Below are 11,715 nucleotides of genomic sequence, written 5' to 3'. Positions count from 1 at the left end.
ATGAACTTAACACGACGTCGTTTTCTTCAGGCAGGTACTGCAGGTGCCGGAATCTCAGCCATTAATTTATCGGCTTTTCCGGCTTTAGCAAACTCATTTAATCAATGTACTACTGATTATCGCGCAGTTGTTGGTATCGACCTTGCTGGCGGTAATGATGGCTATAATATGCTGATACCGACAACGGAAAATGCGCATAATCAATACCGTACACTTCGAGGCAAGCTCGCTTTACCATCAGAGCAATGTCTTCCTCTCGTTGCTGATGATGGCACCAGCTCATTTGCACTCAACTCTGCAATGATCGCTCTTGAACCATTTTGGCAAAGCTCTGAACTGCTTCCGATCCTTAACATAGGTCCATTGACTCAAAGGGTAAACAAGGAGATTTTTGATAAAGCCACTCGCCCAGCTCACTTATTCAGTCATTCCCATCAATCGACTATGGTCCAATCTCATGCTGCTCTGTCTTTATCAAAAGAAGGCTTTGGCGCACGAACTTCCAACAAATTAGGTGCTATTTTGCGAAACCTGAATGATCTCGCCCCCATGTTTGATGTTGGTGGAACTCAAGTTTGGACAAACTGTATTACGGCTCAATCCAACTCAGTCGGCACCTCTCTGCCTAAAAACATTATCAGTGATCAACGCGCTCGCCAACTGTTCGAAAATCTTCAGCAGGCCGACCAATATGAAAATATTTTTCAGTCTCACTATGCAGGTGTGGCCACGCATTCCACTACCATGTATCAAGAATTCAGTGCCATCTTAAATTCAAACGTGAGCGATCTCTTTCCGAATACTGGAATTGGCAAACAATTAAAAACCATCTTTAAATTAATTTTACATCGAGAGCAGTTTCAACACCCAGCTCAGTATTTAAGTTGTAAATTAGGTGGCTTCGATACACACTCCGCTCAACTAAGTCGACAAACTGGTCTGCTACAACAGCTTGCTGAAGCCATGGCTGCATTTCAAACTGCATTAATTAATCACGGTTTATCAGAGCAAGTCACCACGTTTACCCACTCTGAGTTTGGCCGAACTTTAATTCCAAATGGGACGGCAGGGACTGACCACGGTTGGGCAAGCCACGCTCTGGTGATGGGAGGTGGAGTCCGTGGAAAAACAACGCTGGGGACATATCCTGATCTTTCTCCACAAAGCCCATACTTGCTCTCTCGAGGACGTGTCATTCCTACGGTCTCTTGTGATCAATTACACGCCAGCTTAATGGCTTGGCTTGGTTTAACTGAAGCAGGAATTAACACCTTGTTTCCCGCATTAGACACAACTGGACAAAACCCGATTCAGCCGCAAACTTTACCGATATTCAAGACGTGTTAATCACAAACGTTTAAGAAAATACTGCCTGTTTTTGATTCGTTCCCTTGATTCAAGAGCAGGCGTCTGAAAGTTAAGTTCATCTCGCTGAACACAGCATCTTGAGGTTACTTGGGTATATCCATGTGAGCCGTTATTTACACTGATATGCGTTAGCCAATAGTGTGACTGAGCTAGAAAAATCAAATGGTTGGTAAAGGTACAAAGTATCAGCTCCAAGTTGCGAGGCTTTGATCCGCATTTGATTTAATGCGCCCCAGACCATATCTTTATCGGCATGAAACCAATAATCATAAAAATGCCCTTCTGATCCGATAACTGTGCCCATATGCTGGCAATGTTTAAGCTCCGTTGATTCTCCCCATATGACCGCCACTTTCTCTGATTCTTGAGTTGGAAAAGTGACACAGCCACTGAGTAATAAAGCCGAACACATTCCTGCAATTTGCTTTTGCATTATGCTGCACCTCTAAAAGCACCAAATTGCGGATTTTATTGCGGCATAACCTTCCAGAACAACAAAATCGCTGAGTCGACACCATCAAACTTTTTTATCTATGCTAGAAATAGTTGAAGCCTGAGCATAAAAGCTTCAGAATGGCGCACTTTTCGCTTCGAGTACATCCTCGAAGCCCAATATAATTCGACAATTGAGAATCATAAATATGGGTTTTACCTCGTTAGGTCTATCTACGCCAATCCTTAACGCGATACAGGAAAAAGGATACGACACACCTTCTCCTATTCAAGCGCAAGCCATCCCTGCTATTTTACAAGGGAAAGATGTGATGGCGGCAGCACAGACCGGTACAGGTAAAACGGCGGGGTTTACGTTACCTATTCTTGAACGTTTATCCAACGGACCTCGCGTACGCAGTAACCATATTCGTGCATTAATCTTAACACCAACCCGTGAACTGGCAGCACAAGTACAAGAAAATGTCTTCATGTACAGTCGTCATTTGCCTTTGAGCAGTACTGTTGTCTTTGGTGGTGTTAAAATTAACCCTCAGATGCAACGTCTTCGTAAAGGCGCCGATGTTCTAGTAGCCACACCAGGCCGCTTGATGGATCTGTATAATCAAAATGCGGTCAAGTTTGACCAGCTCGAAGTGCTTGTTTTAGATGAAGCCGATCGCATGCTCGATATGGGCTTTATCAGAGACATTCGTAAAATTTTAGATTTATTGCCTAAGAAGCGACAAAACCTACTTTTTTCGGCTACGTTTTCCAATGAAATCCGAGATCTGGCCAAAGGTTTAGTCAATAACCCAGTTGAAATTTCGGTTAACCCTGCTAACTCAACCGCACGAACGGTTGAGCAATGCATCTATCCTGCGGATGTGAAGAAAAAAGGCCCCATGTTGGTCAAGCTAATCCTGGATGGTGACTGGAGACAAGTTCTCGTTTTTATGCGTACCAAACACGGCGCAAACCGTTTGGCTAAATTCCTTATTGAAAAAAATATCACCGCCGCGGCCATTCATGGTAATAAGAGTCAAGGCGCTCGTACTAAAGCTCTCGCTGACTTTAAATCGGGTGAAGTCCGTGTTTTAGTCGCAACCGATATCGCAGCACGTGGTATCGATATTCCACAATTACCACAAGTCGTTAACTTCGAATTACCGAAAGTCGCAGAAGACTATGTTCACCGTATTGGTCGTACAGGTCGTGCTGGAGAAGTTGGCCAAGCCATTTCTTTAGTCTGTGCTCTTGAGGCTCCTGAGCTTTTCGCAATTGAGCGTTTGATTCAACAATTGTTGCCAAGAAAAGCATTAGACGGTTATGCTCCAACCAATCCAGTTCCTGAGTCGAAATTGGATACTCGTCCTATCAAGCCAAAAAAACCGAAAAAGCCAAAGGCACCGCAAGCTGAAGGCAATGAGCCGCAAGCAACTACAGCAAAGAAACAGGCTGAAAAAAACAAGCCCAAACGACGCTTCAACGGAGAGTCAAAAAACTCACCCAACAAAACTAAGCAAAAACAGGGCGATAAAATCAAAAAGCCAAATGGTTCAACAGGGAAAGCTTCTGCAAAGTCATCACCATCAAAGCCGCGCCGTAAGCCACGTCCAAGTCATCTCAGTTAAACACTTTTAACACATCTGAAAACTCAGCCATCGCGCCTATACCCATATATGGGTATAGGCCTTATAGTCATTTGGAGCGATGGTTTATTTTTTCAACAAAAAAAATCAATCTTCAGCATAAGAATCTTTCGTTTTAAAGCAGGTACTGAGTCAAGTATAAGATGGGAAACTTTCTATTACTTAAGGACAAGACCGTGTTAAAAAGGAACCTCATCGCAGCAGTGATTGGCGCCGCCCTATCTTCTCTAGCTTTACCCTCTCTGGCTCACTCACACCAAGCAAATGCAACTCAAATACTCAACTCTGAACAAGATTACTTCCAACAGCAATATCAATCAATGCTCTCACAGGTTAACCAGCGATTGGAAGAAATAAGAGCTCTGGCAGAAGATGAAGACAACGTTATTATTCAGGATGGTAAGCGCTACATTGAATTCAGTGGCATTCAATATGAACTGAATAATAAGAACAATCCTGCCATCCCTTTCCACTCTTTCAATGATACCTCTGTGATACAAGCTCTATTCCCATTTTTTAGCGCAGATTGGGAATTGAGCTCCTATCAAGGCGGTGCCGTATTTGTGAACAAGTACTTCGGGAACTATAACTACGGTAACGGCTGTCTGATTGAGTACTTCCCAGAAGGTAGCATACAAAATGGCGAAGTCGTTGATGTGGTCATCGAGACTTCCAGTTGTTCAGTGAACTCATTTGATACCACTGTACGCTACTTTGGTAACCCAACCACGCTTACTCCCGAACAACTTGATCAAGAAAGTTTCCGTGCAACGGCCGTAGAACGCTATCAAGATCGCCTTTATGTCACTCGTTCCGTTCCAAATGAATATAACTATATCGATGTCTACGATATTAACACCCATCAAAAAGTTGTTCGATTAGATGCTATTACGACTTCAGATGGGCAAACACATAACTTTCGCCAATTAAATGAACTTTACATCGAAGATAACCTTCTGTTTATTGTTTCGTGGGAAGCTAACCGAGTTGACGTACTTGATCTCGATAACAACCATCAACATATTATGCAAATAGGCATCGACCATTCGACTGGCAGTGGGTTGTTCCGTCCTCAGGCTATCGTGGGTAACGGTGACTATCTTTTCGTTTCCGATGCAAGAGAAAATATCGCCGTGATACAGCGCTCGGAAATAACACCAGAGAACTCTAATCATATGAACCGTTTTGCTTCGCTTGCTTTTGGTACCGGGCAATACAGCCATCGCCTAGTACAGATGCATATTTTAGGCAATTATTTACTTGTTAATACCTCTAATAACAATTACGTTATTTATGATATTCGTAAAATTCAAGCGGGTGAGACATTACAACCTGAAAAAACGGTAACCAAGGCAGCAAATAAAATTGATCGATCGGGTGATTACCTTATTGTTAATATAGACAATCGCTTAGAGTGGCATCATATTCCAACTTTTATTGAAAATAACTTTGAGTTTATTGCACCAGAAGGCAAGGTCTTAGCAATCAATGATCGCCAAGTCACTCATTATCAAGACATACATTTTGATGATAATGAGCTTATCACCGTCTCCGCCGATAAAATTGATATCAACACACACATTGTCGACGGCTCTGTTATGTTCAGTGCAGGAGAACAAGTTAACAACACTACCATCATTTTTGATCAAATTATGCCCAGTGCAACTCAACAAATTTATACTAACGAAGAGTCATTTGAACAAATCACAAACCCAAATCTTCACTCCACTCGAATTAATCAGTTAATAAAAATAACGTTCTTTGATACTAACACTGTACAAATCACTAACTATAACGCCAAAACTGTTACCGATATTGATGTAGAGGCTAAGCTCAACGGTATTAACAAGTGGTTTGTGCTAGGTAACATAGACAAAATACCGCCATTTACACAAATTACTTTACCGATTTCAGCTTTTGGTGAAGTTGGACGTTATAACAGTAAAAATGGAGATGGTGTGTTTGATCTAAGAACCATTATGCAAGGTCAAGATAAATACGGTCACTTATTTAAAACTTCTTTTAGTTCTCGTACTGATAAGTTTGTTCAGAAAATACAAAAAATCAAGGCTCATTGGAGCATTCAAACTACTCCCTCAAACACAGGTAATTGGCTCCAAATGACGCCTTTACACGCTCGTGAGTACTTGATTATGATAACAAACTTTGCGTATATGGCTTCGTCTGAAGAATTTAAGTTATTTTGGTTTAATTTTAGCGAGATGTTCGGTAACGGCGAGGAAATGTTCGGTAATGCTGGCCGTATAGAAGGCCCCGGTGGTTATTTCAAACCGGCAGACTACGAACACTACTATAATGCGATGCTAAACCGTGACTTTTTACGCCTTGGGGTGATTAAGAACTACTATGGCCTTGGTAGTCCTTCAATCACTGGCATCGCTGAGCAATTTTTCTATCAACATTATTATGGTTATTACGGAGTTTTAGCCCATGAATTTGGTCATGGTTTTGATGGTAAAACTTTATACGTTGATGGTAGTGGGTTTGCTTCCAGCGCTTTTGGTTTCCAACCTCTGATGACAGAATTAGGCATGTACTTGATTCGTAAGGGGGATATTCCTTATTTATCAAGCGATGAGGACCTTAATGGATTCTACAAAGATGAGAATGCGCAATATCGCCACTTTGCAGCAACTGGTAAAAGGGAACACCGAAGTGACAGCGACTCTAATCGTTTTGACAAGTGGTATATGAGTAACTCAACGATGCCGCAAGGCTGGTTTACTCACAACGAAAGTTTCCAATATCAACAATTAAGTAATCATGAGAAAATATCGATTGCTAAACTGAAAAAAGACGGAAATCAGGTCCCTGTCTGTCGCTTCACACAAACTATCGAAGGTAACCTTAAAACCTTGTATGGGTTCGTTGATGAAGTTTCACCTAATAATTATCAATGCTCGTTTGGCTCTGAAATCAGCTACCACCTCAGTGATGGCTCTATGATCTATCCGACCTCGGAAATCAATCAGTTCGATTGGCTGTCACTTCATCAGCCATCCAAAACAGGAGAACAAGTGCTTACTGAGGATGGAATGATACTTTGCTCTATTAATGCCAACGGATTTTACGGTGTCGGCTTCAAAGAGGGAGAACACGCTTGTACTCAAACACCTGAAGTGCATTGGTCAAATGGAAGACGCTGGTATTTTTCAAGTCAGTTCGGCACTTATAACTACCGATAATCTCCTTCGATTAGGAGCAGTTTAATTAAAAGTCCGAGAGCCTACTTTCTCGGACTTTTTTAAATCATTTAGATACCACAAGCAATTTGGGTATAATCAGATGAAATCTACTTTATCTCTAAGTAATATCAATACAATAGGAATAACCATGACAAAGTCGATCATCCGTTGGGGCATTGCTGGGCTGGGTAATATTGCACACAGATTTGCAAAAGATTTAACTCAATATATCCCAAATGCAGAGCTCTACGCTGTAGCAGCAAGAGACGAAGATCGAGCCAGTCAGTTTTCTCACCATTATCATTGCCAGCGCTACTTCTCATCTTACGAGGCGATGGCCAAAGATACCAACATCGATGTTGTGTACATCGCGACCATTCATCCATTTCATAAACCTTTAGTGTCATTATTTTTGAATCACGGTAAACATGTTCTGGTTGAAAAGCCCGCGTTTACTAACGTAAAAGATTGGGATGAAATGTCACAGCTCTCTCGACAAAAAGGCTTACTCCTTGCCGAGGCTATGAAAACAGTCACCTTCCCTGCTTATCAAGCCATGAAGCAATATATCAAACAACAAGAGATGATCATCAACTCCATTGAAGCTTCTTTCGGTAATTGGCACGCGTACGATCAAAGCTGGCACCTTTTTGATCCAAATTTAAGCGGTGGAGCAACTTTAGATGTAGGTGTTTATGGCCTGTGGTTGTTTGCCGACCTATGTCAGTGGGTGCAACAACCAATCCCCTTGCCTACAGCGTTCTACACCAAGGATAATCCCCAAAGTCAGGTTGACGAAAACGTACGTTTTGAGTTTGATGGCATAATCAAAGGCCAGATTAACGCATCAATAACCCGAGATCTTAAGCGTGAAGCAATCCTCAAAGGCCCAGATCTTGAAATCATCATTCATGATAAATGGTGGAACCCGCGCAATATTGATATTCGATTTAAGGGAGAACACATTAACCTATCTACTCCTGCTCAAGGTGGCGGATTTGAGTATGAAATCGAACATATTACCGCACTTCTCCTACAAAATAAGCTGAAGTCGGAGTTACTCCGTCATGATATCAGTCGAAGCGTCTGTACTATGATGGAACAATCCCTTGCTGATCACGATTTCGAATACTTAACTTAAGCATCACCTGTTGAACAGATTTCAATCTCTGCCTCTTTTCTTGCGGGCGAACAGTGGTTAGAATGCATAAAACTGCGTACGAATTGGATACATCATGGCAAAACTAACCCTCCAAGAACAAATGCTCAAAGCAGGCTTGGTTAACGAAAAAAAACTCAAAAAAGCAAAAAAAGGCTCTAAGAAATCACGCGTTCAAGCAAGAGAAGTCAAAGCAGCCGTCGAAGAAAACAAACGTCAGCAATTAGAACGTGATAAGCAGTTGAGCGAGCAACAAAATATTGATCGCTTGAACAAAGAAATCCAAGCTCAAATTAATCAATTGATTGAAAATAATAAGATTGATTTGAACGATGGTGATATCAAGTATAACTTCACACATGGCACATTGGTAAAATCTTTATATGTTGATAGCCTGATTCGTGAACAGTTGATTAAAGGAATCTTAGCTATCGCTATCGTTGAGGAAAACTATGTTGTTATCCCTCGGCCAGTCGCGAATAAAATCGCTCAACGTAATGAGACTATAATTATAGAACAAAAAGAGCCTGAAGTCGGTATACCTGAAGAAGATGACCCATATGCAGACTTTGTCGTTCCTGACGATCTGATGTGGTAGCGGTATCTGTTGTAAGACAGCCGTGCTTGTGGTTTGGTTTCTGTTGTGAGAAGCCAAGCCCTAAAGAATCGCCACTGGATGCACTACCTAATACTTAACCTTTCTTCGTTTTCTCAATCCTCAAGTAAAATCGAGCCAACTTCCAATACAACCATTTACATTAAACCCAATAAGAGTGACTGTATCGGCTTTCTCAAAGATCCCAATAAAAAAACACCAAGTAAAGCCCAAAGAGCCAACTTACTTAACAGTAATTTTTTATCAACCTTAATAAAAAACAGGAAGAAAGTAGTAAATAAAAAAAGAAGAAATACCGGAATAATGACAAAAAAGTCACTACCTGAAAATAAAGAAAAGTAATAAAACAAGTCAAAGAATTGCATTTCAGAGTTGATAAAGCCAATGCTAAAAACACAAACAATTGAAAAGAAAGAGTATGACATTATCAAATTTAAATTATTCATAACCATAACATTTAAAGATATATACAAACAAAGCGGTTAATTAACAATTATGTTTTTATACATTAAATTGATATACCAGCCAAATTAACTCTAATAGAGTCAAAAGAAACAAAAAAACTCTATCGGAGTTTACTCTAGACGTCAAGTTATGAATATTGATACTATGTGAATATTCAAATCAAGCTTACATCTCACCATGAATGGAATTGCAGAAAGATTAAAAGAATTGAGAAGATATTCAGGACTTAGTAGACGAAAAATTGAGATGATGTCTAAAGGCGAAATTAAGCAATCATCCTTATCTACTTTTGAAAATGGGCAATCAAATATCAGTATAGAGTACCTAAAGAAGCTGACTAAATTCTATAAGGATATTGGTATATCAGTTAGTTATCCATGGTTATTAGAAGGTGAAGGTCCTCCTCCTTTGAAGAAAGATCACATGGGGTTAAATTTTTCATGCCTACAAGAGGCTCAATATTTCCAAGATCTAAATCCACTAAGTATTATTATATCAGCAAATAAGTCATTCGATGGAATTATAGAAATTGGAGACTTTTTAGGTGGAGCGCCATCTTTTTCAAACAAAGAAAACCTCAAGACCAGAATATTAGTATTGGTTAATAAAGAAGTCCATATAGTAAAATGTTATATCTTTATGGGCTTTGTTATAATTTTAGAAAATGATACTATTAGGAAATTAGATTTAAGTAAAATATCGATGATATACGATATAATATGGATAAGGAAAAACATTTGAGTATACTATCTAATGATATAAAGCTAATCACAAAAAATCTTGGTGAAGATAACAACATAGACCAATTATTCTCACAGATAAATAAAGAACTTAAGTGCACTTACTTAACTTATATGATTGAAACTGAAAACTTTAAAGTACACTTTTCATCCAATGATGATTGGCAAAAAGCATTTGTTAAAGATAAATTAATAAATGTCTGTCCAATATATAGAAATGCATTTGAAGCGATTAAGAGTCAGAAAAACTTTGTATTTACTCTCTGGGATGCAGTACCACATCTTAAAGGTGAAGAACAAGACCTAATGGACTTGAGGCATTCATATAATATTGGCCATGGTTTAGGCTTAGCTATCAGGCAGGGTAAATTCAGAGAGTCACTAGTACTAGCTGGTGATGCAGACAACCACAAATTTAGTGCTCAGGCAGTAAGCAATAGAGCGATAATAGATTCGGCTCTGAGTACATTCAGAAAATCAATCCTTTCAAATACACCTCAAATTATTACCAAAAGCATGAATTTTACCTATTAAAGTTCATTTTTAGAGATTCATCCCCCCATTTATGGAAATAACTGTGCCGGTAATATAACCTGCTTGCTCTGAGATAAGAAATTCAACTAAATAAGAGATTTCATGGGGAGAACAAAAACGCCTAAGTGGGATAGACTTTTTCATCCTAGACAGATTTTTAGAGTCTATGACTTTTAACATCTCGGTTTCAACGAAGCCAGGTGCAATTGTATTTACAGTCACACCATGCAGGGCAAACTCTAATGCCGCTGATTTGGTATAAGACTCCATTGCACTTTTTGAAGCAGAGTAACAAGAAAAACCTTTTTGAGGCATTGATGACAATATACTAGAAATATTAATAATACGTCCATATTTAGACTTTTTTATCAAGTGGGCAAGTTTAGATGTGATAAAGAACGTTGACTTAAAGTTTACATTCATTACTTCATTAAAATCTTCAAAGTTAACTTCTTCGATTAAATTAATTTTGGCCACACCTACATTATTAATCAAAATGTCAATACAATCATACTTTGCTTTTATTTGAGAAGCTAAGTTCTCTATACACTCTTCTTTATTAGCTTCATATTGAAAAGCATCTACACCCAAGTTTTTTAATTTTTCTAAATCTTCTTTTTTTCTAGCTGTCCCTATAACACAAAATCCTTTACTTAGAAAGTATGAACATAGTTCAAAACCAATGCCTCTAGAGCAGCCTGTAATCATGATTGTCTTCTTCATAAAATCCTCTCTTTTAAACAGTCATCAATCAGTGATAATTTGCCATAACAGTCTAATAACCCCCCTTTAACCTCAGCTTTTACTGCAATACGATTCTTTGAATCTTTCAACTGTATTTTAAATATCATTGATTTACGAGTGATTGATTCGACCCAAATACATGCAGATAATCGATTCGGATATTTTATTTCCTGTTTGAAATCAATATTTGTACTTGAAATTATGTAGGACTTCCCGTCAATGTCACTCAATAAAAAGCCTTTATTGACCCAAAAAGCACTGATCGTATCGACGAGGTAATCAAGAATAGTATGACTAGAAACATGATTTCCTGAATTAATATCTAAAAAGCGTACATCTATATTATGCTCGTACACAAATACTCCATGAGTAAAATTGAAAAAAGATACCGACTTAATCTATAACATTTAAAACACTAATACAATCGGCATATCTATATTCGCGATTTAAAAATTAACATTCACAGTTACAAATATATTTAAAATATCAAAAACATTATTAAATATTATCTCTCAAATTTATTCCCACTAAAAGTTAAACAATAAAAATCTAATACCAGTGAATAAAGGGCGAGTTAAACAACCTCATGTTTTTAACATATACCAAAGTAACCTCAACCAAAATATTTGGGTGATTCTTGTGAAAATGTACATTTTTTCTATTGACAACAACTACCTATGTACGTAAAAATAACCTTACAAAGTCGGACTGTAGCGCAGCTTGGTAGCGCACCGTCATGGGGTGTCGGGGGTCGCTGGTTCAAATCCAGTCAGTCCGACCATATCTATCCACATCCCTC

General features: G+C 38.9%; 11 protein-coding genes and 1 tRNA gene. 9 read left to right on the top strand and 3 right to left on the bottom strand.

Translation table 11 applies throughout. The features are described from left to right. Window positions 1–1,347, top strand: a complete 1,347-nt coding sequence (locus VSA01S_RS07260) for a DUF1501 domain-containing protein (RefSeq protein ID WP_039981770.1) — start codon at window positions 1–3, stop codon at window positions 1,345–1,347. 130 nt (window positions 1,348–1,477) lie between these two features. Here VSA01S_RS07260 and VSA01S_RS07255 read toward each other — a convergent pair whose 3' ends face one another. Continuing rightward, window positions 1,478–1,801 carry a DUF4156 domain-containing protein gene (locus VSA01S_RS07255; RefSeq protein ID WP_039981769.1) on the bottom strand — a complete coding sequence of 108 codons (324 nt, stop codon included), beginning with the start codon at window positions 1,799–1,801 and terminating at the stop codon, window positions 1,478–1,480. Between the two features lie 208 nt (window positions 1,802–2,009). Between VSA01S_RS07255 and VSA01S_RS07250 the strand changes: the two genes are divergently transcribed. From VSA01S_RS07250 to VSA01S_RS07220, 7 genes are all read left to right on the top strand, one after another. After that, entirely contained in the window at window positions 2,010–3,434 is a 1,425-nt protein-coding gene (locus VSA01S_RS07250) for a DEAD/DEAH box helicase (RefSeq protein WP_039981768.1), read from the top strand. 194 nt (window positions 3,435–3,628) lie between these two features. Next, on the top strand, window positions 3,629–6,658 hold the full coding sequence (locus VSA01S_RS07245; RefSeq protein ID WP_039981767.1) for a YncE family protein: 3,030 nt from the start codon (window positions 3,629–3,631) through the stop codon (window positions 6,656–6,658). Window positions 6,659–6,806: 148 nt separating this feature from the next. Continuing rightward, the gene (locus VSA01S_RS07240) at window positions 6,807–7,799 is read left to right on the top strand and encodes a Gfo/Idh/MocA family protein (protein WP_039981766.1); all 993 of its coding nucleotides are present in this window, start codon (window positions 6,807–6,809) and stop codon (window positions 7,797–7,799) included. 94 nt (window positions 7,800–7,893) lie between these two features. Then, the gene (locus VSA01S_RS07235) at window positions 7,894–8,415 is read left to right on the top strand and encodes a DUF2058 domain-containing protein (RefSeq protein WP_039981765.1); all 522 of its coding nucleotides are present in this window, start codon (window positions 7,894–7,896) and stop codon (window positions 8,413–8,415) included. A 45-nt stretch (window positions 8,416–8,460) separates the two neighbouring features. Beyond that, window positions 8,461–8,775 carry a hypothetical protein gene (locus tag VSA01S_RS07230; RefSeq protein ID WP_147052681.1) on the top strand — a complete coding sequence of 105 codons (315 nt, stop codon included), beginning with the start codon at window positions 8,461–8,463 and terminating at the stop codon, window positions 8,773–8,775. 300 nt (window positions 8,776–9,075) lie between these two features. Then, on the top strand, window positions 9,076–9,639 hold the full coding sequence (locus VSA01S_RS07225) for a helix-turn-helix domain-containing protein (protein ID WP_039981763.1): 564 nt from the start codon (window positions 9,076–9,078) through the stop codon (window positions 9,637–9,639). Next, a complete protein-coding gene (locus VSA01S_RS07220) occupies window positions 9,618–10,172 on the top strand; it encodes an autoinducer binding domain-containing protein (protein ID WP_083932259.1) in 555 nt (184 codons plus the stop codon). The genes VSA01S_RS07225 and VSA01S_RS07220 overlap by 22 nt, the downstream gene beginning before the upstream one ends. Window positions 10,173–10,181: 9 nt before the next feature. Here the strand turns inward: VSA01S_RS07220 and VSA01S_RS07215 are convergent, their stop codons facing one another. Both VSA01S_RS07215 and VSA01S_RS07210 read right to left on the bottom strand, forming a co-directional pair. Next, window positions 10,182–10,895, bottom strand: a complete 714-nt coding sequence (locus VSA01S_RS07215) for an SDR family NAD(P)-dependent oxidoreductase (RefSeq protein WP_039981761.1) — start codon at window positions 10,893–10,895, stop codon at window positions 10,182–10,184. Then, window positions 10,892–11,272 (bottom strand): acyl-CoA thioesterase, encoded by a 381-nt coding sequence (locus VSA01S_RS07210; protein WP_039981760.1) that lies wholly within the window; start codon window positions 11,270–11,272, stop codon window positions 10,892–10,894. The genes VSA01S_RS07215 and VSA01S_RS07210 overlap by 4 nt, the downstream gene beginning before the upstream one ends. A 348-nt stretch (window positions 11,273–11,620) precedes the next feature. Here VSA01S_RS07210 and VSA01S_RS07205 point away from each other — a divergent pair. Then, window positions 11,621–11,697 (top strand) — tRNA-Pro (locus VSA01S_RS07205). The last annotated feature ends 18 nt before the right edge of the window (window positions 11,698–11,715 follow it).

It is taken from the genome of Vibrio sagamiensis NBRC 104589, from assembly GCF_007990935.1.
Taxonomy (GTDB): domain Bacteria; phylum Pseudomonadota; class Gammaproteobacteria; order Enterobacterales; family Vibrionaceae; genus Vibrio; species Vibrio sagamiensis.
The sequence above is the reverse complement of the archived record's forward strand: the minus strand, read 5'-3'. Positions and strand labels throughout refer to the sequence as shown.

What these genes read in the sequence shown, in the direction of transcription:
- VSA01S_RS07225 (WP_039981763.1), top strand. Translation starts at nt 9,076, where the DNA reads ATGAATGGAATTGCAGAAAGATTAAAAGAATTGAGAAGATATTCAGGA.
- VSA01S_RS07220 (WP_083932259.1), top strand. Translation starts at nt 9,618, where the DNA reads ATGGATAAGGAAAAACATTTGAGTATACTATCTAATGATATAAAGCTA.
- VSA01S_RS07240 (WP_039981766.1), top strand. Translation starts at nt 6,807, where the DNA reads ATGACAAAGTCGATCATCCGTTGGGGCATTGCTGGGCTGGGTAATATT.
- VSA01S_RS07235 (WP_039981765.1), top strand. Translation starts at nt 7,894, where the DNA reads ATGGCAAAACTAACCCTCCAAGAACAAATGCTCAAAGCAGGCTTGGTT.
- VSA01S_RS07255 (WP_039981769.1), bottom strand. Translation starts at nt 1,801, where the DNA reads ATGCAAAAGCAAATTGCAGGAATGTGTTCGGCTTTATTACTCAGTGGC.
- VSA01S_RS07250 (WP_039981768.1), top strand. Translation starts at nt 2,010, where the DNA reads ATGGGTTTTACCTCGTTAGGTCTATCTACGCCAATCCTTAACGCGATA.
- VSA01S_RS07260 (WP_039981770.1), top strand. Translation starts at nt 1, where the DNA reads ATGAACTTAACACGACGTCGTTTTCTTCAGGCAGGTACTGCAGGTGCC.
- VSA01S_RS07215 (WP_039981761.1), bottom strand. Translation starts at nt 10,895, where the DNA reads ATGAAGAAGACAATCATGATTACAGGCTGCTCTAGAGGCATTGGTTTT.